The sequence below is a fragment of the Streptomyces sp. NPDC046805 genome (assembly GCF_040645355.1).
Taxonomy (GTDB): Bacteria; Actinomycetota; Actinomycetes; order Streptomycetales; family Streptomycetaceae; genus Streptomyces.
In genome coordinates this window covers 201,575-227,779 of record NZ_JBEYYC010000004.1, presented here as the reverse complement: position 1 = coordinate 227,779, position 26,205 = coordinate 201,575, and the positions used below count along the sequence as shown (strand labels likewise).

At 68.2% G+C, this 26,205-nt stretch carries 25 protein-coding genes and 1 tRNA gene; 18 read left to right on the top strand and 8 right to left on the bottom strand.

The window, feature by feature from the left end; genetic code table 11:
- The first annotated feature begins 12 nt into the window (after window positions 1-12).
- The 5 genes from ABZ910_RS07245 (at window position 13) to ABZ910_RS07225 (ending at window position 4,773) form a co-directional block, all read left to right on the top strand.
- On the top strand, window positions 13-198 hold the full coding sequence (locus tag ABZ910_RS07245) for a hypothetical protein (RefSeq protein ID WP_361360474.1): 186 nt from the start codon (window positions 13-15) through the stop codon (window positions 196-198).
- A 10-nt stretch (window positions 199-208) separates the two neighbouring features.
- The gene (locus ABZ910_RS07240) at window positions 209-673 is read left to right on the top strand and encodes a TadE family protein (RefSeq protein WP_361360472.1); all 465 of its coding nucleotides are present in this window, start codon (window positions 209-211) and stop codon (window positions 671-673) included.
- 77 nt (window positions 674-750) lie between these two features.
- A complete protein-coding gene (locus ABZ910_RS07235) occupies window positions 751-1,182 on the top strand; it encodes a TadE family protein (protein WP_361360470.1) in 432 nt (143 codons plus the stop codon).
- On the top strand, window positions 1,179-1,631 hold the full coding sequence (locus tag ABZ910_RS07230) for a pilus assembly protein TadG-related protein (RefSeq protein ID WP_361360468.1): 453 nt from the start codon (window positions 1,179-1,181) through the stop codon (window positions 1,629-1,631). The genes ABZ910_RS07235 and ABZ910_RS07230 overlap by 4 nt, the downstream gene beginning before the upstream one ends.
- A gap of 505 nt (window positions 1,632-2,136) precedes the next feature.
- Window positions 2,137-4,773, top strand: coding sequence for a hypothetical protein (locus ABZ910_RS07225; protein ID WP_361360466.1), 2,637 nt, complete (start codon window positions 2,137-2,139; stop codon window positions 4,771-4,773).
- 53 nt (window positions 4,774-4,826) lie between these two features.
- Here the strand turns inward: ABZ910_RS07225 and ABZ910_RS07220 are convergent, their stop codons facing one another.
- Window positions 4,827-5,039, bottom strand: coding sequence for a winged helix-turn-helix transcriptional regulator (locus ABZ910_RS07220; protein WP_361360464.1), 213 nt, complete (start codon window positions 5,037-5,039; stop codon window positions 4,827-4,829).
- A 906-nt stretch (window positions 5,040-5,945) separates the two neighbouring features.
- On the opposite strand from ABZ910_RS07220, the gene ABZ910_RS07215 reads away from it, so the two are divergent.
- The 13 genes from ABZ910_RS07215 (at window position 5,946) to ABZ910_RS07155 (ending at window position 15,662) form a co-directional block, all read left to right on the top strand.
- A complete protein-coding gene (locus tag ABZ910_RS07215) occupies window positions 5,946-6,764 on the top strand; it encodes a hypothetical protein (protein WP_361360462.1) in 819 nt (272 codons plus the stop codon).
- Window positions 6,765-7,260: 496 nt separating this feature from the next.
- Entirely contained in the window at window positions 7,261-7,635 is a 375-nt protein-coding gene (locus ABZ910_RS07210; RefSeq protein WP_361360460.1) for a hypothetical protein, read from the top strand.
- A gap of 76 nt (window positions 7,636-7,711) precedes the next feature.
- The gene (locus ABZ910_RS07205; protein ID WP_361360458.1) at window positions 7,712-8,092 is read left to right on the top strand and encodes a hypothetical protein; all 381 of its coding nucleotides are present in this window, start codon (window positions 7,712-7,714) and stop codon (window positions 8,090-8,092) included.
- A gap of 121 nt (window positions 8,093-8,213) precedes the next feature.
- Window positions 8,214-8,609, top strand: a complete 396-nt coding sequence (locus tag ABZ910_RS07200) for a hypothetical protein (RefSeq protein ID WP_361360456.1) — start codon at window positions 8,214-8,216, stop codon at window positions 8,607-8,609.
- Window positions 8,610-8,900: 291 nt separating this feature from the next.
- Window positions 8,901-9,566: a hypothetical protein gene (locus ABZ910_RS07195; RefSeq protein WP_361360455.1), complete on the top strand. Its 666-nt coding sequence runs from the start codon at window positions 8,901-8,903 to the stop codon at window positions 9,564-9,566.
- A complete protein-coding gene (locus ABZ910_RS07190; protein ID WP_361360454.1) occupies window positions 9,563-9,805 on the top strand; it encodes a hypothetical protein in 243 nt (80 codons plus the stop codon). The genes ABZ910_RS07195 and ABZ910_RS07190 overlap by 4 nt, the downstream gene beginning before the upstream one ends.
- Before the next feature lie 559 nt (window positions 9,806-10,364).
- A complete protein-coding gene (locus ABZ910_RS07185) occupies window positions 10,365-10,574 on the top strand; it encodes a hypothetical protein (RefSeq protein WP_361360453.1) in 210 nt (69 codons plus the stop codon).
- A 288-nt stretch (window positions 10,575-10,862) separates the two neighbouring features.
- On the top strand, window positions 10,863-12,056 hold the full coding sequence (locus tag ABZ910_RS07180; protein WP_361360451.1) for a DUF932 domain-containing protein: 1,194 nt from the start codon (window positions 10,863-10,865) through the stop codon (window positions 12,054-12,056).
- Between the two features lie 145 nt (window positions 12,057-12,201).
- On the top strand, window positions 12,202-12,681 hold the full coding sequence (locus tag ABZ910_RS07175; protein WP_361360449.1) for a hypothetical protein: 480 nt from the start codon (window positions 12,202-12,204) through the stop codon (window positions 12,679-12,681).
- 150 nt (window positions 12,682-12,831) lie between these two features.
- Window positions 12,832-12,905 (top strand) — tRNA-Ile (locus ABZ910_RS07170).
- A 565-nt stretch (window positions 12,906-13,470) separates the two neighbouring features.
- Window positions 13,471-14,364: a hypothetical protein gene (locus ABZ910_RS07165; protein WP_361360447.1), complete on the top strand. Its 894-nt coding sequence runs from the start codon at window positions 13,471-13,473 to the stop codon at window positions 14,362-14,364.
- A 553-nt stretch (window positions 14,365-14,917) separates the two neighbouring features.
- The gene (locus ABZ910_RS07160) at window positions 14,918-15,160 is read left to right on the top strand and encodes a hypothetical protein (protein WP_361360445.1); all 243 of its coding nucleotides are present in this window, start codon (window positions 14,918-14,920) and stop codon (window positions 15,158-15,160) included.
- Between the two features lies 1 nt (window position 15,161).
- Complete coding sequence (locus tag ABZ910_RS07155) at window positions 15,162-15,662, top strand: hypothetical protein (protein ID WP_361360443.1); 501 nt, start codon at window positions 15,162-15,164, stop codon at window positions 15,660-15,662.
- An 86-nt stretch (window positions 15,663-15,748) separates the two neighbouring features.
- Here the strand turns inward: ABZ910_RS07155 and ABZ910_RS07150 are convergent, their stop codons facing one another.
- The 7 genes from ABZ910_RS07150 to ABZ910_RS07120 all read right to left on the bottom strand — a co-directional run bounded on the left by ABZ910_RS07150 (window position 15,749) and on the right by ABZ910_RS07120 (window position 25,966).
- Window positions 15,749-16,696, bottom strand: coding sequence for a C40 family peptidase (locus ABZ910_RS07150; protein ID WP_361360441.1), 948 nt, complete (start codon window positions 16,694-16,696; stop codon window positions 15,749-15,751).
- Between the two features lie 6 nt (window positions 16,697-16,702).
- Window positions 16,703-17,752: a replication-relaxation family protein gene (locus ABZ910_RS07145; RefSeq protein ID WP_361360439.1), complete on the bottom strand. Its 1,050-nt coding sequence runs from the start codon at window positions 17,750-17,752 to the stop codon at window positions 16,703-16,705.
- 85 nt (window positions 17,753-17,837) lie between these two features.
- Window positions 17,838-20,333, bottom strand: a complete 2,496-nt coding sequence (locus tag ABZ910_RS07140; RefSeq protein WP_361360437.1) for a DUF87 domain-containing protein — start codon at window positions 20,331-20,333, stop codon at window positions 17,838-17,840.
- A gap of 39 nt (window positions 20,334-20,372) precedes the next feature.
- Complete coding sequence (locus tag ABZ910_RS07135) at window positions 20,373-21,224, bottom strand: hypothetical protein (protein ID WP_361360435.1); 852 nt, start codon at window positions 21,222-21,224, stop codon at window positions 20,373-20,375.
- A 94-nt stretch (window positions 21,225-21,318) separates the two neighbouring features.
- A complete protein-coding gene (locus ABZ910_RS07130) occupies window positions 21,319-23,094 on the bottom strand; it encodes a DUF87 domain-containing protein (RefSeq protein ID WP_361360433.1) in 1,776 nt (591 codons plus the stop codon).
- Window positions 23,095-23,213: 119 nt separating this feature from the next.
- A complete protein-coding gene (locus ABZ910_RS07125; protein WP_361360431.1) occupies window positions 23,214-24,326 on the bottom strand; it encodes a PrgI family protein in 1,113 nt (370 codons plus the stop codon).
- The gene (locus tag ABZ910_RS07120; protein WP_361360429.1) at window positions 24,323-25,966 is read right to left on the bottom strand and encodes a hypothetical protein; all 1,644 of its coding nucleotides are present in this window, start codon (window positions 25,964-25,966) and stop codon (window positions 24,323-24,325) included. Before ABZ910_RS07120 ends, ABZ910_RS07125 begins: the two co-directional genes overlap by 4 nt.
- Between the last annotated feature and the right edge of the window lie 239 nt (window positions 25,967-26,205).

The following is a 26,205-nucleotide window of genomic DNA, read 5'->3' as shown; positions in this document are numbered from 1 at the left end:
AGGAACCCCTTGATGTCTCTGCTGAATTCGCTTGTGACCCGAGCTCGGTCCCTTATCTCCAGCCTCGCCGACGACGAGCGCGGGGTCACTACGGAACATGTCATCTGGATCGCGGGTCTCGCGGCCCTCGCCCTCACCATTGTCGGCATCTTCGGCCCGGCGATCATCGCCGCAGCGAAGAGCGTGGTCTTCAAGTAGGTGTGCTGACATGACGATTACCGATGCCGGACAGCAACATCGCACATGCCGCACCGACCACACCGCCACCCGCCTGCGTACCGGCCTGCTGCGGGACGAGCGGGGAGTGGTCACCACCGAGATGGTGATCATCATGCCAGTGCTGCTCACCATGGTGCTGCTGCTTGCGCAGGCCACCGTCTGGTGGCACGCCGTCCACATCGCCCAGGCCACCTCAGCCCAGGCGCTGGCCGCTGCCCGCGTCCAGGACGGCACCACCGCCGCCGGTCAGGACGAGGCCCAGCGTGTCCTCGACCAACTCGGCCGCGGACCTCTGCGCGGCGCGCACGTCACCGTCACCCGCACCGCCGGCCACGCCGAGGTCCAAATCACCGGCACAGCGACCAGCCTCGTCCCATTCCTGAACCTACCGGTCCGAACCCACGCGTCCGGCCTTGTCGAGCAGTTCCGCTCGAGTGCTCAGACGAAGCCATGAGAGCCATGAGCCGTCTGCCGCGCGCAGGTTGGCCAGTCCCAGACCAGTGGCACCATGCCCTCCGCGGGACTGCCCGGATGCGGCACGACGCGCGCGGATCGGTGACCGTCGAGCTGGTGCTGACCATCCCCATCCTGCTCCTGATGCTGTGGTTCCTGGTCTACTGCGGACGGCTGTCCGACACCCGCCTCCAGATCGAGGACGCCGCCCACCAGGCCGCCCGCGCGGCGACGTTGGAACGCAGCCGACCAGCCGCCGTGGCCGACGCCCGCTCCACCGCCGTCGACGCCCTCAGCGAAGCCGGCGTCACCTGCCAGACCCTGTCCGCCACCGTCCGCGGCACCCTGCAAGCAGGATCCACTGTCAGGGTCGCCGTCTCCTGCACCGTCGGCCTGCACGACCTGGCCCTGCTCCAGGTTCCGGGGACCACCACGCTCACCGCCGAGTTCGCCTCGCCGGTCGACGTCTACCGCTCTACGACGCCCACCGCGGGAGGTGACACACCGTGAAAACACCGCACGGCCTCTCTGCCCGCCTGCGCGGCCTCGCCGGTGACCAGAACGGCCAGGTCACCCCGTTCGTCGTCATCCTCGCGGTCGCGATCGTGATGTTCGCCGGCCTCGTCGTGGACGGCGGCCTCGCACTGGCCACCAAGGTCCGCGCCATCGGCGAAGCCCAGGAAGCCGCCCGCGCCGGCGCTCAGGCCCTGGACCTGGCCGCGTACCGCGACTCCAGCACCGTACGCCTCGCCCCCGGCCAGGCTCGCACGCTGGCCCAGACCTACCTCGCCTCCACCCGCGACACCGGCACCGTCACCGTAACCGACGACACGGTCACGGTGACCGTCACCGCCCGCCAGCACACCCAACTCCTCGGCCTGCTCGGCCTTGACTCCCTGACCGTGACCGGCACCGGCTCCGCCCATCCCGCCCGGGGCATCACCGCCCCTGAACCCTGAAGGCCCGGCCATGCCCGCACGCAAACATCCTGCCCACCCTCGGCCGGCCCGGCGCGGCACCGGCCTGCTGCGGCGCGGCATGCGACTACTGCGCGGCCTGCTCGCCACCGCGGTGCTGACGGCCCTGGTTGCCGGGATCCCCTGGGGACTGGCCCACTACATCGGCTGGCCGCTTCCGCGTCACCTCCCCACCTGGCCCGAGATCGAAGCGACCCTGCTCGCCCCGATCAGCACCAGCTTCCTGCTCCAGACCCTGGCGTGCATCCTCTGGCCAGTCTGGGCCGCCTTCGTCGTCGACGTCGCCCGCGCCACCGTGGACGAGGTCCGAGCCTTCCCCCGACCCGCCGTGCCCCAACACACCGGCCCCCTCAACGCCCTGGCCGCCGTGCTCGTCGGCACGATCATCATGGCCCTGATCTCCCAGCGGCCCACGGCCTTCCCTGCCGCCCCTCCGACCCCCGTCGTGGCGAGTACGACCACCACAACCGCGAGTGTCCCAACGCGCTTGCCCGCACAGCTGATCACCTTCACAGAGCCCGCCACCGCGACTCAAACCCAAGGCGACGACCGCACACTTGGCACGGTCGAAGTCGAACCGCCTCACGACGGCATCTACGACAGTCTGTGGCGCATCGCCGACCGCACCCTCGGCGACGGGAGCCGCTGGCCCGACATCTACGCCCTCAACCGCGGCCGGCCCCAGCCCGACGGACACGCTCTCACCACCCCCAACCTCATCCGCCCCGGCTGGATCTTCCGCCTGCCCAACGACCCACCCGATTCCGGCACTTACGGCCCCGGACACCGCAAACCCATCAGCCCTCCATCGGAATCACCGCATCCCCCGCAGACCAGTGTCCCCAGCACGTCGAGCCCCTCACCGTCGCCCGACACTTCCCCGCCGACCAGCACGCCGCCGCCCAACGGCACCCCGACGCCTCCTTCCACCCCGACAGAACTTCCCTCGTACCGTCCTCATGGCCAGCCCGGCATTAGCCTGCCCACCGGCGCGTTCGTAGGCATCGGCCTTGCTGCGCTGATCACCGCCGCCCTGTTCACCGTCCGGCGGCGCCGCCGCGTGCGCTACCGCCCGGGCAGCGGTGAACGCGACGACCTGACGATTGCCCCCGTCGTACGCGCCCTACGCCGCGCCTACGACGACACAACCCGCAGCGGCGACCCCGACCTCTCCGAACGCAGTGACGCCGCGTCGGCAGAACCCCGGCCAGCCCTTCCCGAAGCCCTCCGATCGACCGACGATGAACCTGACGCAACAGCATCCCCATCGACGGGCGGACGGGTCATCGGCATTAAGGACGGTCAGTCGCTCGCCTGGGACCTGGCCCGCGTGCACGGACTCGGTCTCATCGGCCCAGGGGCCGTCGACGCGATCCGCGCCCTGCTGCTTGCCCTGCTCGCTGAATCCCGCCATCCCACCGCCGTCCCTATCGAGATCCTCATCCCGGCCTCCGACGCACGCATGCTGATCGGTGAGCACGTCGGTCACCCGGGTCGGCTGCGCATTGTCGATGACATCGACGCGGCGCTGGAGGCCATGGAGACGGAACTCCTCACCCGCACCCGGACCCACACCGAGCCCGGCACGGCGTCGCACGCCGACAACCCGGCTCACGGGGATCTGGTGCTCGTAGCCACCCCCGCCCCGCACGCCGACCGCCGCCTGCAAGCTCTCCTCGACAACGGCTCCACCCTCGGCCTGGCCGGCATCCTCGTCGGCCAGTGGCGTCCGGGCGTCACCGCCCGCATCCGGCCGGACGGCAACGTCACGGCCACCAGCCCCTCCGCCGCGGACTCACTTACCGGCGCCCGCCTCTTCACTCTGCCCGCCGATGATGCCCAGGCGTTGCTCGACCTTCTGCACGAAGCCGAGCCTGTAACGCCGCCTCCAACCCCCCGGCCCCCTGGCACCACGGCCCCTGAAAACCCCGCCTCAGGGAACCTCAGCCCCGGCCCTGAACCAGCCGCTTCTGGCCCAGCACCCCCACGGCCTCGCCACTGTCCAGCCGACGGAACTGCCACCACACCCCCCGACATCCGGCAGACACCTACGGCAGCCAGAGACCAACGCACTGGCCCGGACAACGCCAAACGCCCTGAAGCATCCACCGCTACGCCTGGTGCAGCAGATCTCCAGCCTGCTACGACGCCCCCACGCCCCGGCTCCGCCCCAGATGAGGCATCCACGCCGCCCGGCCCCGGCCCCGCGTTCGTTCCTGGCACGCCGCCGACCACGGCTCGTTCAGACGCCCCTCGCCGAGTCACAACTGGCCGGCCAGCACCAACAGATACCGCACCTTCGCTTGCCGATGGAGGCGATGCTCCCCGCCGCCAACTCGCGACTCAGCAGCCGTTGAAACTCGCCGTTCTGGGCCGCATGCGCCTGACTCACCACCGAGGCGACGGAGGAGAACACGCCAATCTCACTGACGACTTGTCTCCCAGGCAACGCGAAGTCCTGGCCTACCTCGCGCTCCACCGGCACGGTGCCCGCCGTGAAACGCTGACAGCCGCGCTCTGGCCCGACGCCCCACGAGACCGTCCTTCCAACGCCTTCCACGCCACGGTCAGCCAGCTACGCCGGTCGCTTCGCGCCGCCACCCACGACGCAGTCCGCGACATCACCGTCCATCACGACGGCCACTACGGCCTGGACCGCGACCAAGTCGCCGTCGACCTTTGGGAACTGCAAGACGCACTCGAGAAGAGCCGCAGCGACAGCGACGAACCCCGACGTCGCGCGGCCCTGGAACATGCCGTCGACCTGTACGCCGGGGACCTCGCCGACGACCTTGCCACCGAATGGATCGAAGTGCCGCGCGAATCCCTCCGCCGGGATGTACTCGACGCCGTCAGCGCCCTGGTCCGCAGTGTGCGTGATACCGACCCGGAACAGGCACTCACTCTGCTCGAACGCGCCCGCGTTCTCGATCGCTACAACGAAGCCCTGTACTGCGACATCGCCCGGCTCCAGGCTGAACTCGATCAGCACGACGCCATACCTCGTACCCTCGCGCTGCTGACGACCACACTCGCCGAAGTCGACGATGAGCCGAGTCCCGACACCGTGGCCCTCTTCGAACGCCTCCAGCGCCGACCGCCCCGTAACCGACAGGCCAGCTGACGGCGCGCGAAGTTCGGGCACCGAAGCCGACTGGCTCATCGGCGATGTGACGCTCAGTCGTCTCTGGAGGCCTCCTGGTGCCGACGCTGCCGGGCCCGCTCCACCAGGTCCGAATGGCTCTCCGCCCATGCAACGATCGGCACCGCCACGTCCAGCAGCTCCTTCGCAGCAGGCGTCAGCTGATACGTCGTGTGATAAGGGAACTCCGCCTCACGGATTCGCTCGACGAGCTCCCCCTGCTCCAGCCGCCGCAGAGTCCGGTTCAACGTGCTGTCCCGGAGGTGATGGTGCGTACGGCCAGGCCAGCCATCGTCGACGTGTCTTTCCTGAATAGCAGTGAGTAACTTCGAATACTGAGCCGGCCGCTGATGAAGGGTGACGAATACGTCCCACACCCATTCGCCGCACAGTAGATGACGCAGATCGAGTATGCCCCGCAAGTACCTCTCGTCGCCGGGCAGAACAGTGGGGGTTGTGCTCCGCCCGCGTCGCCACCTGTTACCGTTAAAAAGCCCTTCTTGCCCAGCGTTGCTGGCCCATCTTGACCTTCTGTGTGCTCGATCGGGCATGACCCTTTTCCCCTTGCGTCTGGACGCATCGGTCTCGTCACGCTACGGCAGCCCCGCCACGGAGGTAAACCGCCTTCCGTAAAAGCCCAGCGCATACGCCACGGTCACAGTCTGTCATGGTGGGTGGGAACGCTGCAGACGATGGGGGTTCCAATTTCAGTGCCATGGCATCTACTTATACGTCTGCCTGCTAGACCGGCAGCCCCTGCAGCCTCACTTGGTGCAGGCGGGCGACACTGTGGCTGCTTCCCGGGATGTGCGCAACTGTGTGGCCGGTAGGCACGTAGACAGACGAAGCGGGGGAGGGCGTAGGTGATGCATGGAATGCTTTTAGGAAGTCTTTTTTGATTCCTCGATCACGTGAATAACTTTCAGGGATTTGCTGTACTTTAATTCGCTCCCTTCTGGGTCTTTGATTTGTTACCGTGTCCACCCTTTAGGGTCCCTCATTTCTATTTATGTTGATCTCCTCGCCGGCTTCGAATTTCCGTAAAGGGTAGGGAAATTCGAGCGCCTACCCTTGAATTGAAGTGGAAATGCGCAAGAATGGAAGGGTAGGGACGCGATACAGAGGGTACGCGTCATAAGTGATCGGAGAGGATCGTGAGCGATCTTCCCGCCAAGGGAATACAGGCGGACAAGCCTGTGGGGGACGTCACGGCAGAGGACATGAAACGGGTGACGTCGGAGGACTTTACGGAACTGCAAAGGATCGCGCGCGGATACTGCCGCACAGTCGATTCCACACGGTCTCGTAAGCGGATGGACGGAAGCGCCACCATAGCGCGTAGCGGGTCCGCACTGTACGGGACGGATGACGTGAGCGACGATGCCACCCAGGATTCCGTTTTGATCTTCACAAAGCGGCTGCGCGACATTATCGCAACCTGCGAGATTTCGGCTGTGTGGGTGGAAACCCGCGAACCGTGCGCATGGCAGTACGTCCGCAGGGACGGCGAAACGATCATCGTGTTCCGTAAGACGCTCCACTATTGGGCGGTCCGGGATGCCGCCGCGCGGAACGGGTACCGGCTGGACGTCAAACCGGATCCGCTGGACGCTACTCCGGGCGTACAGATCACGCGCGGAATCCCGCACGCGGACAAACTGTCCACGCTGGCAGTGACGCCGTATCTCTCGGGGCAGAGCGAAACGATCTTCCGGTCTGCGTGGGGTGACGGAAGCGAGTTCCCGGTTCTGAGCACGATCCTGGACATCGCAAAGCAGGCTGATGATCTCGGCCGTACCAGCGTGCTCGGACGGACTGCGCAAGATATGTACGGCGGACCGCGCCACTCGTCGTCCAAGGTGCAGCGCACACGTGACGCTGCGGTCAAGGAATGGCGATCGCTGACAGCGTCTCTTGACGCCGTGCGAGACGAACTCGTCTACCGCAGCACCGAGCCGCCGCACACTGCCTGATAGCGTGCAACGCTAGGTCCCCGGGCACTTAAATGCCCGGGGACCTAGCGTTGCCCCAGTTTGAATGCCGGAGGCGCGACAGTCTCCGTCATTGGGCGGCATCCTTGCCCGCGGAAGAATCTTGAAGTTATTTCCCCGTGATCGGTAATTGGATGGTCCGGTGTTCCGTATATAGGTGAGAGCGCGTTACAGCAGCAATCGAACGCATGAATGCCGCTCTGTTGCTTCCGGTTCGTTTTCGAACGCGAAACGGCAGACGCCATAGCGCTTGATCCAACCGGGCAGCCGATACGTGTGCCCGGACGTAGTGGGTCGTACTGCCTGATGCCTCAAAGGATCTTCGGTGAATTTCTCCGTGATCGGTAATCGGAGACTTTGCGGATCCGTATTTAGGTGAGAGTGGTGTGCCGGTCCGGGATTCCGGGATTTAGTGGTGCGCTGCTCTCTGCATGTCTGGTGAGTTCATCTATTCCTGGTCAGACGGGGAGAGCTGATCATGAGCGATTCCATGCTGGTCACCAGCGACTTAATCCACCTGTACGACGCCGTGTTCACGGACGGCGGCTTCACGATCCGTTTCAATGCGGATGGAACCCTGACCCCGGCGGCATCCGGGTTCGCGGTATCCGCCACTGACGAACAGTGGTCCATCCCGTCCGACGTCCCGTTTGCGGACTTCGCGGCGGACGTCGAGCGGCTGCACGCCCTGTACCCCGGAGCCAACGCACTCGGGGGGTGGGTGGACGGCCAGCAGCTGTACCTGGACCCGGTCGAGATCATCGACGACCGTGCTCAGGCCGAGTTCCTTGGTCGTCAGCGGAAGCAGATCGCGATCTACGACCTGTCCGCCTCGGAAGAGATCAGGCTCTGATCCTGCCCGTGATCAATGGTCCCCCCCCGGGGCCGTTGTTCGCGGGCAGGACCAGAACCGATCTGGAGAGGCGATCATGAAACTTGTCTCAGGCACGACCGGTCAGGAGATCACCCCCCGCTCGACGCTGCACATGCAGTCCGGCCCGGATGCCGGACGGGCATGGCGCTTTGAACACATCGTCGAGCGGCCGGACGGCAATCACCACGTGCACGTCACCTGCTCGAACGGGAAGTTGGGGCGCATCCACCGCCAGTACCACCCCGGCGTCTTCGGCTGCGAGATCACGATCGACGTCACCTGGCGCCAGGACATCTGCAACGCGGTGCGCCACACGTGGGCCAAGGTCGACGACTACCTGCTGGCGGGGGCGTTCGCCCTGGTCCCCCTGGCCTTCTTCGAGCACTACCACTGGGCCGAAACGATCACGTCGGCCCTGGGGTTCGGCGGTCACTGATCTGCCGGAGCATCGGACGCATCCCGCCGGGTGCGCCCCCTTGCTCTTACAGACGAGAGCACGTCCGTGCCGGTCGGCATACCGGTCCGGATGCCTGGCCCAGGGACTGAGGAGAGAGGCCATGGAGGCGCAGCAAGCAGCCGACCTGATCAACCAGGTCAGTTTCCGCCCAGGGTGGGAAATCCAGGCGGAGTTGATGGCCGAGGGGACGCCGTTCGTGATCATTCAGGCGTCCGTCGAGACCGTCAACTCAAACCGCGACCAAGCCCTCAGCGGCTACCCGGAGAAGATCCTTCTCGCGTCCACGGCGATCATCAGCGCCGATGAATACGTGATCGCCGACGACCTATACGCGGCCATGATCCAGTGGTTCATCGACCTGGAGATCCACGAGTGCCGCGAGTTCTTCCGGGTCGGCCCGGACAAGGCCGCTCCCTTCCACCCCCACCGTCCGGAGGGACAGAGGGCGTGGGATGAGATCGTGCGCGATCCCGTCAGCGAGGGCTCTGCGTCATGAGCCACCTCCGTGAGCGCGTAGGACCGGTGATCGGCTGGCTGGCCATCACCTGCATTGCGCTGCTGAACGTCGCCCCGGGTCTCTTCGGCGTCCACTGAGTCGCAGCCCCAAGCCGGGGCCGCTCCTAGTGGAGCGAATGGTCATGACCTGGACGTCACCTGCCCAGTGTGTGGCCCCACCCCTCGCAATGAGGCGTACCAGGGCGACTGACCCACGTTCACACCCGCATACGACCCCCGGGCGGCATCCCGGGGGCCGTGTCTATGGCGCAGAGATTGAGGAGAGTGCGCCATGATCCCTACCAGAATTGACGATGCAACCCGTGAGGGATACGTCCAGAACATCATCTCCGCGTGGCATCGCGCTACCCCCGAACAGGTCGCGCGGGGACGCGCTTGGTACCCCACCGCACACGGCCTGGCGACGGTGATCGCCGACGGCGAGACGCGCAAAGGGGCCGGTGTGATCGCCGCACTGAGCGCCAACAAGAGCTGGTCGCTCAACTGCAGGCTGGCCCGTGGCGCGTTACGGAGCGGGAGAGCCTCCGGCCACGTCCGCGATGCGCTGTGCAAGGCCGAACGGATCATGCTGGGGGAGGACCCGGAGGACGTCCTCCCGATGGGCCTGAAGACCGGCAACTTCTTTCGCTGCATCGCAGATCCGTCCGACCTGGATGCGGTCGTGATCGACCGGCACGCACACGACATTGCCGTGGGCGACACCTACGGCACCCGTGACCGGGGCTTGACCAACCCCAACCGGTACGCCCTGCTCGCACAGGTCTACCGCGAAGCGGCCCACCGACTCGGCGAACTCCCAGCAACAGTTCAGTCGGTCACCTGGGTCGCCCACACCGAGCGACTGGCGAGCACGTCCACGCGCGGCCCCATCGAGCCCGTCGAAATCGACGGAGTCACCTTCTACGCCCCGCCGTCCCGAGAGGAGGACTCATCGTGATCACCCACTACCGTCCTTGGCCGGACGGCACCGTACGGATCGTCGACCGTCCCATGACTCCCTCACAACGCGACTACGTCGTAGGGGAGGGTGTCGAGCGCTTCCGGAAGCTGTCGTCTTTCCGGGACGTCGACCTTCGTGCCCACGGCGTAGACACTGTGACGCGCGACGGCCGTCCGCTGCGGGTGGACTGGCTCGCCGAAGACGGCGTCGCCTACGCGTGGTTCGAGGAGCTGTGAGCGTGGACCCCGATGTGGCTCTGACGGACGCCCGCCAGGCTCTGCGGACGGTGCGTACCACCGAGGATCCGATCGAGGTCGCCCGTGACCTGGCGGACTCCTGGGAGTAGCTGGACGAGTGGCTCAAGCGCGGCACCCCCTTGCCGACAGCGTGGGCACCGTTGACCGGCGCGTGCCGCCACCCTGATCAGCACGTGCGAGCTGTGATCGCGTATCCCAAGCACGTGTACCCGCACGGCAGTTGGCGGGGTCTTCTCAGCCCGGCTGAGTTGCGGGCTCACACCCCGCCACGCGCACTCCCCCTGCGGGTCCCTCTCCCCTCCTCGGCCCGCAGGGGGGCAACCCCGGAGGGGACTGCTCCCTGACCCGCCAACCTGACCGTCTGGCGGGTCAGGGACGCATGCCGTTCTCTGGCGGACGAGATCGCCGGCCTGGCTGACCGCTTCCTAGACCCCGCGCCTCGTGAGTTCCGCGACCGCCAGGTCGGACAACCCGGTCGAGGCGGGTGCCCGATCCGCATGGGCACGCTGCCCTGCCGTAAACACTGAAGGAGAAGCGTGTGATCTACACGCTCGAGACGCTCCGCGCCATGAAGCGCGGCATGCATTCGGACGAGCAACTGACAGTCGTGGTCGCGCCTCCTGCCCACGCGCCGTTCAGGGGCTACGTCGTCGGCATCGGCTCTCGGCTGTCCGTTCGGGACCCCGATCACAAGCGACTCGTGGAGGACGTGCCCGCCCACTGGGTCAAGTACGCAGAGGTCTGCTGATCCAGTGGGCGGGCGACCTCCAAGAGGCCGGTGACCACGTCACCTGGGACGCGGAGCCCCGCCAGGAGACCGGCCGCCGGGACTTCTACCTGTGGACGGTCACGCGCAACACCTCCTGGGTGTGCCCGCTGCACAGCGCCCAACTACGTGACTCGATCTACGAGTTCCTGTCCCGCCTGAGACAGCTCCGCGGCAGGCAGGCCGCGCCCATCGAAGTCGGCGTAGAGGCCGGACCAGGCCGGTGCGCCGCTACCGCATCACTATTCGAGACATCACCGAGGAATGACCATGACGACTGACGTCAACGCCGCCTTCGTCAAGGAGAAGACGGACCAGATCGAAGCCGTGCACGAGGAGGCACGGCGGTTCCAGGAGCGGATCGACCGAGGCGAGGTCGAGCCGATCGGCGAGGACCGCTACCGCGTGCTCACCGGCTGGGACGCGGGCGAGACCTTCCGCGTGCAGCGCGACACGGACGGCAGGATCGCTCAGATCCTCGGCCAGCACGGACTGGACACCACCACCGGGCAGGCAGCCCTCTACTCCACTGTGCCTACATGGCATGGCCTGGGGACCGTCATCCCCGGGGGCACCACGGACATCGACGAGGTGCTGCGCTTGGCCCGGCTCGACTGGCAGGTCCGCAAGGTCCCGGCCCTGTACGAGTGGGAGGGGGAAATCCGGCACCACGACGACCGGTTCCACACCGTGCGTGAAGACACCGGCCGCGCCCTGGGTGCCGTCGGCAGGGACTACACGGTGTTCCAGAACCGGCGAGTGTTCGAGTTCCTCCAGGATCTGACCAACAGCTTCGACCTGGTCTGGGAGTCGGCCGGCGCTCTACGTGACGGCCGCAGGACCTTCGTCACCGTCCGTATCCCCCAGTCCATCGTGATCGATCGGGGCGGACTCAACGACGAGATCCTCCTCTATCTCGCTGCGATCAACTCGCACGACGGTACCCGGCAATCGGAGTGGGTGGTCACCCCGTGGCGGATCCAGTGCGGCAACACGGAACGCTTCGCAACCCGCGACGCCGTGCACCGCTGGGGTATCCGGCACACGTCCGGCGCCCTGGACCGGCTGAACGAGGCCCGACGGGCGCTCGGCCTCACCCTCGACTACGCGAAGGCGTTCGAGCGCGAGGAGAACCAGCTCGTCCGCACCGAGTTGCTGATCGACCAGTTCCACGACCTGGTCTCCGGCCTGTGGCCGCTGAAGGAGGACGCAAGCGACCTGGAGATCGCCTCGTCAACGCGGAGGCATGACCTGCTGGACGGCATGTTCCGTGAGGAGGCCAAGAAGCTTGGCCGCACCCTGTACACGGCTGAGCGGACCATCACCGACTACCTTGACCACCGGCTGAAGGTCGTGCCCCGCAACCTCACCGAGGATCTGGCACGCGCTCAGCGGGCGCTGGAGGGGACCCACGACGACCTGAAAAGCAAGGCCCACCATCGTCTGCTCCTACTGAGCCGGTGAGCGAAAAGGGCAACGGTCCGCGACACATTCGCCGCACAACAGACGGCACCGTCTCCGCCCACCCACGCTCCAGCGCGGTGCGCGACAGACGTCCGTCGCGCAGGCGCTGAGCCGTAATCGATCTACCACTTGGAGGTGTCCGACTGTGACCATCGCCAACCGCGCAGCATCCGCCACTGCCTACGTACAGGAACACTCCACCCATCCACTGATCTCCCCGCGCAGCGCCGTCGACATCGCCCGAACCGCCGTGCGTCTGGCCGCGCTGCTGGGCATCGATCCGGTCCACGTGCAGCCGAACCACAACTGGAACCACCTGTCACTCCCGCTGGCGCCACTCACGCTGCACGCGGACGACCCCGACGACCCACAGCAGGTCTACAGCTTCTCCTACCGGGACCCGCTCTATGACGACGAGCCGTTCTTCCTGCTCGGCCCCTGCCCGGAATGCGGTGGCGCCGTGCCGCTCGCGGAGATACGCAACTTGGCAGACCTTGGGTCATTCCTGACCACTGGCCCAGAGCCGCTGCCGGATGGCGGGAGGCTCCCCAGCAGCTATCCCGAGGAGTTCGACTTGCACCCTGCTCACTCCTCAACTTGCCGGTTTAGAGAAGGCGACACGTAACCCGTGACCGTCCGTCACCGTGCCGAATTAGCGTCCAACATGCACCTCCTCACCGGTCTTTCGAGGACAGCGGACGAACCCTCAGCCTCCCCAGGGCCGTCCGCCTTCAAGGCTGCGCTCCGGCGATAGTTGGAGCGCAGCCCCTTACCCGGCTGCGTAGCTCAGCGGTAGAGCGCCGGTCTTATAAGCCGATGCGGTCGCGGGTTCGAATCCCGCCGCAGCCACCCGCCACAGCACGCGCACGTCCGACCACCAGGTTGGGCACCTACCACGTGGATCTCTCGCTCAGCGGTACTGCGTGGTGCCGGATCCCCGAGCCGACCGCTCCCCGGCTGCTGCGGATCAGCGGGGCCGACGCCGAACGCGACCCGCCTCATCCACCCGATACAGCTTGACCTTTACCTCGCCAATGCCTCAGGCCTCTGCGTACGCCTGACGCCACCAGCCTGGACCTTCAACTCGTCGACGTGGTCTTGCTGGTGAGCACGCAGGACTCCGGGTGGGAGGACTCGGGCGTCGCCCTGGACATGGCCGAGCCGGTTCCTCGCCCTGTCGTCTCGCCGACGAGGCGGTTTTGGAGCCCGTAGCGCCACTTCTGGGCTGAACTCCAACAGGCCCTGCCCCGCTGTCTACGAGCTTCCGGTATCCGGGCCAGCGACGACGACATCACACACATCGGCCCAAGGTCCTCGCCGCAACGCTCGCTGACTTGCACTCCGCTGCGTCGAGTCAGCCGGGAGACCCCGGAACCATCCGCGTACTGATCAACTGCACCTACAGGGGGCCACTATGGCATCCACCAAGCAGCACTCGATGCAACACGTTCTGCGCCGCGAAATCGCTGGCACCATCGGCCTGCTCACCGACGAGCAGGACTTCACCGCGATGCGGCGCTACCGCACCTTCCCTTTTGACGACTACGAGTCCTATCTGCGGGAAGTGGAAGCCGCACTCCGGAACCGCGCGGCCGAAGGCGGACACACCACGGTCGTTCTCTTCGACCCCGGGGAATACGCCGAGTTCTGCGCCGACATGGGCCTTGACCCCGACGCTTCGGCCAGCCGCACCCGTTTCACCGCGGAGCTCGCCACCACCGGCCCTACTCTTCTCTACGAAGGACAGTCCCTGTCCGAATTGGTCCCCCATCTCATCGACGAGGCTGTCCGCAAGGCCACCTGGGAGTACGCGTCCGCCGCCCTCGCCCGAATAGGCCCCTGTGCCACCTGCGGGGAAGACATCGGCCGCGCATCCTTCGCCCGCGCCTTGAACCTGCTCGCGCGCATCCTCGACACCGCCGCCCCCGGCGAACACCACCTCGTGTGCAGTGTCTCCGCCGCGCCCGAAACCCTCGTCGCCGTCCTGCACGCCGACGACAATGCTGAAGGCGCAACCCAACTCGACGAGAGCGAAGCGCTGGAATTCACCGCTGTCCTCGCCCTCGGCATGGCGACACACAGCGCCGGAGGACTCGTGATGCGCACCACCGCATCCGGCACCACCGACCAGGTCTACGGCTGGCGACTGCGCGGAGACGGACTCCAGCCCCTCACTGCTGGTGAGGTGTTCGACGCCTACTGCAACGACGTCGAATCAGGAGACCTCGTCTCCCCCGAATCGGGAGTCGACTACCGCGAGCCACCCGACCTCGGTATCGCGGGGCCGTCGGGCGGACACAACCACTGAGCGCACGAGGGAACGCCTCGCCTCGATCCTGGCAACCGATGCCGTCATGGCCGGTAGCGGTCCTGCCCTGGCCCACAAACACACACCGTCCATCGCAGGGAGCGATGCCTACGATCCAAGACTCCGGCGGCGGCTTTCGTCTGCATTCCCTGCCGCCGGTCGACGACCCTCTCCCGGGCGCTCCCGCCCGGGAGAGGGCCACACGGGCGCCGTGCACCTGGCCTTGGCCCATCGGCTGGGCCGCTGAGTTTGTGGATGATGGAGGTTAAGGCGTCTACCGCTGGTGGCTGGACATCGTCGCCCCCAGTCCGCCGAAGGCCGCGGTACTGACCAAGGCGATGGCGGTGCTGGGAGAACCGCACCTCTCTCGGGCGGGGATCGAGGCTGCCGTCGCTATCCTGCAGGAGGCCGCCCAGGCAGCCAATCTCCTTGTCCACCAACTGTCGGACTACGTCGAGGCCAGCATCGAACGGGCCAGCCACTAACCTGTAGCGCCAGGCTCCGCAAGTCTCCCGGATGCGGCAGACTGCCCGGGGAGGCTGGAGGTAGGACAGTGAGGATCGACTTGGCTCAAGCCCGAGCCACAGTGAAAGAACTGGCCGAAGCGCTAGAAGCGCTGGACGGTACGGAAGTGCTTGAAAGGCCGAGCCGCGCAGCACGCCGTCAGAACAGCCACACCAGCCGCACTCTGCTGCGCCTGGCCCACCTCGGCGACCGGGTCTCCGTGGAGATCATGGACGTTTACCACGACTTCAAGCTCCGGGATGAGCCGCCGCTGCAGGGAAGTGACGACTGAAGTGAACCCGGACACCGAGAGCCTGCTGTTCGACGTTGCCGGCCGACTGGAACGGGCCATCCTCGAGCGGGACTGCCCGGCGCTGGTGGCGTTGCAGGGCGACCGCACTCTCGTGCTGTCCGACTACGACTACTTGCGCGACGAGCCCACCGCTGCGGCGTTCGAGCGGCGCGCGGCCGAGAAAGCCCGACAGAACCACACCTCCCGCTTCGTCTTCGCCGTTCCCCAGGTCTGGGTCGACACCGGCGACAGCGTCCAAGCACGGGCGGTGTCCAACCACCCGCTGCGCGAGGGCGAACGTGAAGTGATCGCCTGGATGAGCTACGACGCCCACGATGGCGTGGACTACGGATTCGTACCGTATGCGCGCCGGCCCAACGGCGAGCCGGTCTTCGCCGATCCTGAGATCTTCACAGCCGCCGTCCGACCTCGTGAGCAAGCACCGGGCTGGATCCTGCTGAGGGCCCTTGTACAGGACGGGGCCGAGTCCCGCGGTACATGAACTCGCGTCCTTAGTGCCGGAGCACTTGTTGCTGCCTGCGGTCCGTCCGAAGCAGTCAGGCGATAGCCTCACGCTCGAATATTTGTTCACATTCCGGATGGTCTGGTAGCGCCCGAGTAGTCGTCCCCCTGGTACCGGTACGGCGCGATCCTGATGGCCTTGCCCGGGCGGGGAGCGTCGATCATCTGACCGCCTCCGATGTAGAGGCCGACGTGATGAATGCCGCCGTTGGGGTTGCCGTAGAAGACCAGGTCGCCCGGCTTGAGCTTATGTCCTGCGGGGACGCGGGGGCCGGCGTCGTGTTGGGCTTGAGCGGTGCGGGGCAGGGTGATTCCGTCGGCGGCGTAGGCGGCTTTGGTCAGGCCGGAGCAGTCGAAGCCGGCGTCGCCGTTGCCGGGGCCGTTGCCGCCCCATACATAGGGGAGCCCGAGCTGACCTTGGGCATAGTTGATTGCCTGGAGGGCGGCAGCGGTCGGGTTGGTGTCGGCGCCGAAGCCTGCGCTGCTGGCGTAGATCTGGGCCTGAGCGAGGACTTGCGAGACGTACGAGTCGTCGTGGTTGTAGGTCTTGATGGCGCCGGGGATGTTCTTTCCGGTTCGGGCGCCGGAGTCGCACAGGTACGCGGCGGCGGCGTAGATCGCGTCGTGCAGGTTGTACGGCGAGGGCGGCGTGGCGCCGCCCTCCGGCAGCTGGTGCTTGGCGACGACGCTCTGGAAGGTGGGGGAGAGGAACTGCATGGGGCCGCGGGCCCTGGCGTAGTTGGCGCCGCTGTGGACGCCGGGGAGTGTCGATCGGCCGTGGTCGGATTCGGTCTTGCCGACGGCGGCCAGGACGGACCAGTCCAGGCCGGGGCACGTGGTGGCGGCTTCCATGTACAGGGCGAGGTAGTCGGACGGGACGTCTGTGAGGGCGGCCTTGCTTGGCTGTGTGCTGCCGCTACTGCCGAAGGCCGACAGCATGCCTCCGGCCCCAGCGCCGCCGAGGACGGCGACCAGCATCAGCAGTCCCAGGGCCGTGGCGGCGACTTTTCCCATGGCGGATCACCGCTGTGGGCGGCGGTCTGACGGGCCGGGCGGCAGCGGGGACGGCGGCAGGAGGCCGCTGACCACGTGGCTGTTGGCCTGGGCTGGGTCGCTCGACGAGTTGCCCAGCAGCGGCAGATGCGGCCAGGCGTGGGTCAGTTCGGCGAGGCGCAGGCGCCGGGTCGAGGGGTGCCGGACGTCCAGCGGCTGCCAACGGGCTGCGGTGGGCTCGTTGTTGTCCTGGCCGTCGAGGAAGTCCGCGCTGGAGGTGGCTACCGGCACCAGTGAAGGATCGTCGAGACCGGCCAGAGCGGCTTCCAGGGCGCGGCGAACACGGGCTTCCCGGCGGGTGGTTGGCAGCCAGACCAGGACGGGCGTGGTGATGCCGGTGGTGGCGGCCAGCTTGGCGTAGCCGACGAGTTTCCGGCCGAGTCGGTCCGGCCGCTCGGTGCCGAAGTCGAACTCCAGGAACCACTCCAGCGCCGCAGGTGTGGTGCTGCCGTCTTGCCAGAGGCCATAGGCGTCCGGGCGGACAATGTCGCCGAAGTGCTTGGCGCAGCGGGTCTCGGACCACCAGGCGGTGAGTTGGCCGGAGGTGTCCGGGCGGCGGGAGTGTGCGACGAGGGAGCTGAAGAAGCCGTTGGTGCCGACGGTGTGGGCCAGGTGCAGGGAGTAGGCGATGCCGGTCGCTCGGTCGTGCCGGTAGTCCAGATCACGCAGTTCGAGGCCGTCCTCGCGGGCGAGCAGGGCGGCTCCGGCAAGGTCGAGGACGTAGTGCATGGGTGCCGTGCCGTACGTGACGAAGGGCTGGAACCGGTCGATGAGACGCCACCGGTACAGCCTGAGCACTCGCATGTTGGCGGCTCGTACGGACGGCCACGCCATCGCGGCGATCTGGTGGGTCGTCAGGACGCGGTGCTCGTAGAGCATGCGGGCCAGCCACCGGTCGCGCTCGGTGAGCCGTGTGGCGAGCCGGGCGACGTAGCCGCTGGTGATGGCCGTGCGCTGGCTGGGGCGCTGGGGCTGGTGACCGCGCAGGGAGCGCTGGGGAGTGGGGTTGGTGATCACGGCGGTGCACCTCCGGAGAGTGAGGCCGATGGTGAAACGGCGGTGCGGCACCACGAGCCTGTGGAGGAGGGCGGGGCTCTGGTGCTCAGGCAGGGCGGCGCGGGTCGGCGGTTGGCGCGACTGGTCCCCTGCGGGACGAGACCGGCTGGGGGCGGGCATTACGGCGAGCTGCGGCGCGGATCTGCTTGGCGCGGCCTGGGACGGGCGGCGGCAGCGGTTCGGTGACGACGGTGAAGGCAGGGGCTTCGGCACCGTGCAGGACCGGGCGGACGACGGCGTGGAAGGCGTCGAGATTGGACAAGTCGTGTGCGGTCAGCCGTGGTTCGGTGTGCCGGGCGAGGTGGCGGGCGTCCTCGGGAGACGCGTTGAAGAAGATCTTGGTGCGGGCGTTGGTGCTGATGCCTTCCTCGAGCTCCTTGGGGAGTTGCCGGAGGTACTGGTGGGCGAGCGTCATGGACAGTCGGTAGCCGCGGGCCTCGGCGAGCATGTCCTCAAGCGCATAAGGCAGGTTGAGGAAATTGTGCGCCTCATCCACATATAGTCCGCTGTCCTGGCGTCGGCCTTGGGCGATGCGGGCGCGGTGGGTGGCGGCCTGCCAGGTGCGGGCGACCACGATGGAGCCCATCAGGTGAGCGGTCTCGGTGCCCAGGGCGTCCTTGGCGATGCGGACCAGGCAGATGCCTCCGTCGAGCACGGCATCCATGTCGACGGTGGATGTTCCTCCGGCGAGCGCGGCGCGGACGAAGGGGCGCAGCAGTACGCCGCGAAGCTTGTTCATCAGTGGAGCGGTCACGTGGGAACGGGCTGGTCCGGACAAGTCGTCGTACCAGGACCAGAAGCCCCGCAGGACGTCGTCGTCGATCTGGTCGACGGCCCGCTTCCGGAACGACGGGACTGCCAGGAGTTTCGGCAGGTCGGTCAGGACCGGGATGCCGCCCTGCGCGCGCAGGGTGAGCAGGCCAGCGCGCAGGATGTCGTCTGTGCGCGGGCCCCAGGAGGAGGCGTAGACGCGGGAGAAGATGGACACGAGGTTGTCCACCGTGCGGGCTGCGTCGGTGCCTTCGAGCGGGTTGAGGACGGGCGGTCGGGCCTTGCTGTCGGCGTCGAAGAGGATCACCTTGGAGCCGAGGTCTTCCGGTAGCCGCATCAGGATGTCGGTGATCAGGTCGCCCTTGGGGTCGACGACCACCACGCCGCGTCCGGCATCGGCGTCCGCCAGGATCATGCGGGCCATCAGCTCGGACTTGCCGGAGCCGGTGGCGCCGAGGACATGCACATGGTGGCGGGCGTCAGGCACACGCAGGCCCACCGGGCGGTGGTGGCCGGAGTCGTTCAGCCCGATGGGCCGCACGGCCGAGCCAACGGTGGCGATGCCGGGTGGAGGCGGCACCGCGCGGGCACCCGCGCGCTGAAGGCCAGGGATGGCCTCGTCCCACGGAAGGTGGGCCACGGCGGCCAGTTCCGGGATGGACAGCAAGTCACCCTTGTTCAGGTGGCGTTCGTTGACGTAGGGCCGTGGACGCCGGAGCCGGGTACGGCGGTAGTAGTTGTGTTCGGTGAACGCGGCAAATGCGCTGGCGATGGAGTGGCTCCGGCCACGCAGCCGGTCACGTACGGCCGCGCGTTTGTCGGTAGCGAGGCCGGCGGGTACGGTCGCGGCCACCGCGTAGCGGATGCGGGTCTCGTACGAGGCGCCGCGCTGCTTGGCGACGATCACCTTGTCCTCGGCGGCAGTCTCCAGTGCTGTTTGCCGATTCAGTACCGGAGCCGTGCGACGGGACTGCGTGGCCCGGATCCCCGGGGTCAGTAGGTCCAGCAGACGGCTGACGGGACGGGCGGACTGTACGGCGCGGGCTCGGCGGGCGGACCGGCGGGCGCGGGCGACCCGGCGCCCAGTGACGGGCCGGGCCAGGACCTGCACCACCGCTTCCTCGTTCACGCCGAGGCCGACCGGCGCGCCCAGCAGGGCGCGGACCGGGTCGGCGGGGAAGTTCGTACGGATCGGCAGGGCTTCGGGGCGGGCCAGGCGCAGTTCGCCTCCGGCGGCTGCGATGTGTTGACCGGCGACGGAAGCGGAGGGCCGTACGGGGGAGGTGCGGGTGCGGGCACCCGGCCAGGCGGCTTCGATCGCCCGCTCGACCATTCCGGGCGGGATGGTGCCGGGGACCCACAGGCGGATACGGATCGTTTCGCGATCGAAGGCGTACTCCCAGGCCAGGTGGGGCTGGCCGGTCAGGAGGCGGCGCCAGGCCGGCCGCAGCAGCCCGAGCAGGTTCGCCCACAGCGCTTCGGCTCCGGCTGGGTCGGCGGTGGGCGGCGGCAGCACGCTGACGATCCGGGCGTCGGCGCTCAGCGTCCGGTGGCAGTGGCGGCGCCACCACCAGCGCATCCTGCCGAGCCCGGCAGCGGTGAGCAGCAGGAGCGGGACAGCGATAGGCCACCAGGTGAGGGCCCACTGCGCGAGGTGGGACAGGACCGCGTGCATCGTCCCGCCGGGATCGCGCAGATAGTTCTCCAGCGGAGAATCCGGGTCAGCCGAGTTCGCGAGGAGGGTGGGGGAGTGGAGGTGGCTGGTGAGCATGGCAGGGATCTCCAGGGGGCGAGGACGAGAAACCGGGGGTCAGGCGGCCCGACCACGGCGCTTCGCGGCGGGCACCTGGTCGGGCTCAGCCGGAGCCAACGGCCTGGGCCCGGCGGATTCCTGTACGAGCCGCAGACCGCCGCGCTGGCGGCGCTGCGCACGGCGTTCGGCGTCGACTTCGGCCTGCCAGGAGCGGAAGGTTCGGCCGCCGAGCCGCTTGAGGAAGTGCGGGATGCGGTTGGCGGGGATGGCCACAAGGCGCGGACCTAGGACCGCCAGCAGGTCGCTGGCTTCCTGCGAGTGCCATCCGGCAGCGGCGATGGCGTCCTCGTCGGGGAAGACGTCGGCCACGCGGTCGCGGTCGATGTCGAGCGCGGCGTCCTGGGTTCCGCCGAAGCTGTAGACCCAGGCGAAGTTGTCCGGCGGATCAGGCTCTACCAGGGCCCGGAACCGGGCGACTTCCTTGGTGTAGGCGTAGAAGTTTGTCGCTGGCCGGGCGCGCATGATGCGCAGCCATGCCAGCAGGTAGGCGTCGGAGAAGAAGTCGCCCGAATCGTGGATCCGCACCCAGATTCCGCGGAACTTGCGGCGCCCGAGTTCGGTGATCATCGCCTCTTCCCAGCCGCTTAGGTCTTCGAGGACGAAGCGGAGATTGGCGTGGTGCTTGGCTTTCACGGTGGGCCAGGTGTAGGTGCCGAACCGGGCGTAGCAGACGTCGCGGCAAATCCCGGCTGAGGGGCAGGTGTTGTAGGTCGTACCGTCGGGAAAGCGACCTGCCCAGGCGGGCAGTGTCCAGTTCCAGACGCCGATCGCGCGCAATTCGCGGTTCTGGGTCAGCAGCCGCGTGGGCCGCCGGGGAACGAGAACAGGCACCGATGCGTGAGACGACATAGATGGCCTCTCAAAGGAAGATCAGGAGAAAACGGTTAGGGCGACCTGTGACCAGAGGCCGATGCGCAGGGCCCAGGAGGGGTGACGTGGCCGTTCAGCCGATGTCGAGATCGACCTCGCTGCCGCAAACGGCGGTGTCGCGAGGGGAGTCGGCCGCTTCGAGATCGAGGAACGAGGCCTCGGGATCCGCATCCGCGCCGCCGTCCGCGTAGGCGGCCAGCTCTGCCGGGTTCGTGGTCACCAGGTAGTGCTCGGTGGGCGAGGCCACGGCCTGGAAGGCGACCCGCTGCGTTCCGGTCGACAGCAGCCCTCGGCCGCGGTCGGCGGTCAGCAGGAACTGCCGCTCGCCCTCGGACAGGTCGAACGTCCGGGTGATCTCGTCGATGGCTTGCGGGGCCTGTCGCAGCAGGATCTGGGTGGCGGCGTTGGCCACGACCGCCTTGCCGAGGTCGGAGCCGAGCACGTCAGCGGTGTCCTGGGTCGCCACGGTCAGTCCGGCCCAGTGCTTGCGGGACGCCTTGGCCATCCGGAACAGGAACTCCGCTCCGGCCGGTTCCTTCATCAGCAGCCATGCCTCGTCCACCGTCACCAGCCGCGGCCGACGTAACACCGGATGGGACACATGGCGCCAGACCGCATCCAGCGTCAGCAGGGTCCCGATGGGCTTGAGCTCGTCGGCCAGGTCGCGCAGGGAGAACACCACCAGATGGCCGTCGGGTCGAGTGGTGGTGGGTCCGGCGAACAGTCCGGAGAAGGCACCCTTGGTGAAGGGATGCAGCCGGGCCGCCAACTCGGCTGCGGTCCGGTCCTTGGAGCGGTGCAGGGTGGTGGCGAGGTCGGCCAGCAGCGGGGCGGACCGGTTCCAGGTGCGGGGATCGGAGGTGATGCCCGCCCGCTGGTACGTCTCGGCGATCGCCTGGTCCAGAACCGCTCGCTCAGCCGATGAGATCTGCGAGTCGAGCAGCACGGCCAGGACAGTGTGCAGGAACAGGGCCCGCCGGACCAGGGCATCCTTGGGCGCGGTGCGCCGTCCGTCGGGACGGGTGTGGATGGGCAGATCGAAGGGGTTGAGCCGTACGTCCTCGGCGCCGAGATGCACATACGTGCCGCCGACCGCACGGGCGAGGCGGACGTACTCGTCCTCGGGGTCGATGACGTAGTTCTCGATGCCGCGGTAGAGGGAACGCAGCAACTCCAGCTTGACCAGGTAGGACTTGCCGGCGCCGGAGCGGCCGAGGACGACGGAGTTGTGGTTGTCCAGGGCGAAGCGGTCCCAGTGGACCAGGCCTTGGCTGCCGACGTTGTAGCCGTAGAGCACGCCGGACGGGGCGGCGACCGAGGTGGGATCGGGCGGGGGCAGGTCGGGGCTGGTGAACGGGAACGCGGCGGAGAGCGCGGCGGTATCGAAGGTGCGTCGCATCTTCACCAGGTCGAGGCCCATCGGCAGGCAGGTGACCCAGCCCTGGAGGCTGCGGTAGGCGGTGGGCTTGGCGTCCAGCAGCAGGCTGGCGGCCAGCGCCCGTACCGCCGCCACCTCGTCGGCCAACTCCTCCCGGCTGGTGGCGTGGACGGTCAGGTACAGGCCGAGCCGGTAGAGCTTGCCCTCGCCGCGGGCGACCCGGGCGGACAAGTCGTAGGCGTCCTCGGTGGCGGCCTCGGCCTGAGGGTCGAGGAGACGGCCGTGGTCCTGGGCGTGGCGGCGTCCGGATTCCAGCTTGGCGAGTTGCCGCCTGAGACGGTTGGCTGCGGTGACCGGGTCGATCGGCTCGATGTGCAGACTGACGTCGACGCGGCCCGGGTAGGTCAGCAGCGGCTGCAGCCAGCCCGGATGCACTTCGCGGGGATAACCGGTGACCGCGAAGGACGCCACTCGCTCAGCTCCGACCTCCAAGTGCCGGGGTGCGACGACCAGGGAGTCCGGGACGAACGCTCCGGCATCGCAGGCCGGTTGCGGGTATGCCTGGTGTCGGGTGGGCGTGCGCGAGCGTTTCACAGTACGTCCCTCCCGTGCCCCTCGTTCCAGGACGGGGAGGCGGCCTGGGGGCTGGGCCAGTCTTCCTCGGAGGCGGCGATGGCGGTGATGACGTCGTCGGTGCCGGCGAGCGCGGAGGTCGGCGGCAGGAGGCTGTCGGGGTTGCAGGCGGCGGCCAGTACGGCGGTGGCCTGCCCGGCGCCCAGCGGGGTGACGATGATGCCGATGGGGCCGAGGAGTTCCACTGCCTCGCCGAGTCGGCGGACCAGACGTGCTTCGGCGGCGCGATGGACGGCGGAATCTTCGACCCAGCCGCCGGTCGGGGCTTTCCTGCGGTGGGCGAAAGCAGCCAGGGGCGATGCGCCCAGGGCGTCGGCGGGAGCGCCCGGACCGAGAGGTTCGCGTAGGACGAGCAGCACCTGACGGGACAACAGGTCGGTGTTCTGGCCGAGTTGGGCGAGGTAGTCGGCGTGCTCGCGGGCGGCGGCTTCCAGAGCGGGGTGCCGCAGCGATGGGGCGCGCTGGCGCAACTCGCCGATCTGCGCGGACAGATCCAGTCGTTCGGCACGGATGAGGACCTGGACGGGGGCGGTGAGCGAGTGGAGAAATCCGCCGAACGCGCTGACCAGGGCGTCCTGTTCGGTAGGGGTGCGCAGGGCGAAGTTGATGGTGCTGCACACCGCCACCACCGCGACCCCGTCGGTGCCGAGGTCGATCACGCCGGTCTCGCTCACGCCCTCTGCGGGCAGTCGGAGCGCGGCCGGGGCAATGCCGCCGGCCGGATGCTCGGGCTCGGTGGCCTGGCGAGTGAGCCAGGAGGGCGCCGCGTGGATGCCTTCCGGGGCGGCGACCTGCTGGCGGGGTGTCATGCGCTGGCGCAACGCGGCGAGCATCAACCGGTCCAGCGGCATCCCGTCGCACTTGCCCAGGGCCAGGAAAGCGGCGGTGGCCGCGACGGGGACGGCGGGGATCAGGAACACCGGCAGGGGCACGAACTCGCGGGTGAGAGACCAGGCCCTGTACAGCACGATGCCGGTGACGGCGAGGATCAGCAGCTGGCGGGCGGTCAGGTTGGCCAGGACGGTGTCCTCGCGGTCGACGTCGGCGGGGATGCGTACGGGCTGGGTCACGACGAGTCACCTCCTGAGCGTGCGTCGCCGGTACGGCGCGATGGCAGGGATGGTGGGGTGGGCCTCACGGGCGGAGGACTGGTAGACGACGGGGAGTTGAAGGAGACCGGGGGTGGGGCGCCTGTGCGCGGGCGGGGCATCGGGGTGGGCCTGGGCTCGGGGACCGGCGGCCGGAAAGTGGCGGATGCGGGAGGCCGGGCGGCGTGCCGGGGCGCGACATGGGGCTGTGAAGTGGGCTGCTGGAAACGCGGCCGGGCCGGACCCGAGGGCCTGCCGGTCGGCCTGGTCGGTGGAGTGCGCTGGGTACTGCCCGGTGCCTGGAACACAGGGAAGCCGCCGGGCGAGCGGGCAGGCCTTGCCCACGGTGTGGCGCGCGGGTTCGGGGAAGTGCCGGGTCGAGGGTCTCCGGGAGCCCGGAATTCCGGCATCGGAGGCGGTCCGCTGGCCGGGCCGGTCGGCCTGTCCCCCTCGGGAGCCAGGGGAACCGGCTGGAGGAACAGCGGCGGCCCCGGCGGGCGCCGCGTGCCGCCCGTCGGCCTGCCGGGCCCCGGAGGCGAGGGGTTGCCGCTGCCGCTACGGAGGCCCGAACCGCCCGAGGACGGCCCCGAGCCGGACGGCCGGGGCGAACGAGACGTGCCGCCCGGCCCTGCGGAGGGCGGTGTGCGGCGCGCACCGCCGCGCCCAGCGCCGCCTACTGCCCGCCCGCCGCGCAGCAGTCCGAGCGTCTTGTACATCACGTACGCGCGGGCCACACCGCCGATGAACGAGCGGCCGCGCCCGAAACGGATCGACCCCAGGATCCAGAACGGGATCTTGAAGACGACGTACATCAGCGCCAGCGTGATCAGCACGTTGACCAGCCCGTTGTCGGTGAGCCCGAACAGACCGCGGGAGCCGAATCCGCCGGGGGTCAGGAACACCCGCACTCCGGTGATCAGGGCCACGGACTGGGCGACCTGAATGGCCAGCACGCCGCCGAAGGCCTTCCACCACCAGCGGGCGATCCCGTCGGTCTGCGGCAGAGCGTGGCAGATCAGCGCAAGGGGCGCGGCGACGATCAGAATGATCGTGAGGGCCACGCGGACGACGAAGGTCAGCAGCAGTGCGATCAGAACCCCGATGGTCAGAAGCCACATCAGGACGAGGAAGATGTTGCCGCTGTCGGAGTTGAAGGAGTTCAGCACGAAGTCGCGCAACGCGGGCCCGGCGGTATCGGCGTTGACGCCGCCGCCCATGGCGGTCCGGGACAGAGCGTTGGCGAGGTCGACGGCCTTGCCCGCGAGGAACAACGACAGGGCGGCAGCGAGGAACCCCAAGGGAATCCGTGGCGCAATTTCCTTGATCGAGTAGCGGGTCTGCACCGTCTCGTGGCTCATCACCACGACCCCGGAGATGGCGACCAGCAGGGCGTAGCAAGCGAGGGCGATCTGCCACGAGTTGGTCCACAGCTCGCCCACTCGCGGCATGGACGCCGGACTCGGCGTGGTCAGCAGCGTACCGCTGAGCAGCTCTAGCAGCGGATTGAGCGCGAACTTGATCACCGACTTGAAGAAGCCCGTGATCGCGCTGCTGATGCCCTTGGCGATCCACCCGGATACTCCACCTGTGTCGTCGCCTTCGGGAGCCTGGGCCGGGGGCATGGTTCCCGCCGTTGGAACCGGGTCGGCCGATGTGCTGGGCTGTGGGATGCAGTCCGACGCCGAGCACGAGGACGCGGTCCCTGATGGTGTCGGTGTGGGCTCGGGGGAGGCGGTCGGGGCCGGCGCCGGGCCGGGGCTCGGCCTCGGGTCGGCATAGGCGGAGAACACCGAGGCGAGCACGGCCAGGACTACGGTGCCGAGCACCAGGGCGCGGCACCAACGGCTGCGGCGGCTCGGCG

Bases quoted from the DNA above. Each gene is read 5' to 3' on its own strand.
- ABZ910_RS07245 (WP_361360474.1), top strand. From the start codon at position 13: ATGTCTCTGCTGAATTCGCTTGTGACCCGAGCTCGGTCCCTTATCTCC.
- ABZ910_RS07240 (WP_361360472.1), top strand. From the start codon at position 209: ATGACGATTACCGATGCCGGACAGCAACATCGCACATGCCGCACCGAC.
- ABZ910_RS07235 (WP_361360470.1), top strand. From the start codon at position 751: ATGCGGCACGACGCGCGCGGATCGGTGACCGTCGAGCTGGTGCTGACC.
- ABZ910_RS07210 (WP_361360460.1), top strand. From the start codon at position 7,261: ATGAGCGATTCCATGCTGGTCACCAGCGACTTAATCCACCTGTACGAC.
- ABZ910_RS07205 (WP_361360458.1), top strand. From the start codon at position 7,712: ATGAAACTTGTCTCAGGCACGACCGGTCAGGAGATCACCCCCCGCTCG.
- ABZ910_RS07200 (WP_361360456.1), top strand. From the start codon at position 8,214: ATGGAGGCGCAGCAAGCAGCCGACCTGATCAACCAGGTCAGTTTCCGC.
- ABZ910_RS07195 (WP_361360455.1), top strand. From the start codon at position 8,901: ATGATCCCTACCAGAATTGACGATGCAACCCGTGAGGGATACGTCCAG.
- ABZ910_RS07180 (WP_361360451.1), top strand. From the start codon at position 10,863: ATGACGACTGACGTCAACGCCGCCTTCGTCAAGGAGAAGACGGACCAG.
- ABZ910_RS07165 (WP_361360447.1), top strand. From the start codon at position 13,471: ATGGCATCCACCAAGCAGCACTCGATGCAACACGTTCTGCGCCGCGAA.
- ABZ910_RS07150 (WP_361360441.1), bottom strand. From the start codon at position 16,696: ATGGGAAAAGTCGCCGCCACGGCCCTGGGACTGCTGATGCTGGTCGCC.
- ABZ910_RS07140 (WP_361360437.1), bottom strand. From the start codon at position 20,333: ATGCTCACCAGCCACCTCCACTCCCCCACCCTCCTCGCGAACTCGGCT.
- ABZ910_RS07135 (WP_361360435.1), bottom strand. From the start codon at position 21,224: ATGTCGTCTCACGCATCGGTGCCTGTTCTCGTTCCCCGGCGGCCCACG.
- ABZ910_RS07120 (WP_361360429.1), bottom strand. From the start codon at position 25,966: ATGCCCCCGGCCCAGGCTCCCGAAGGCGACGACACAGGTGGAGTATCC.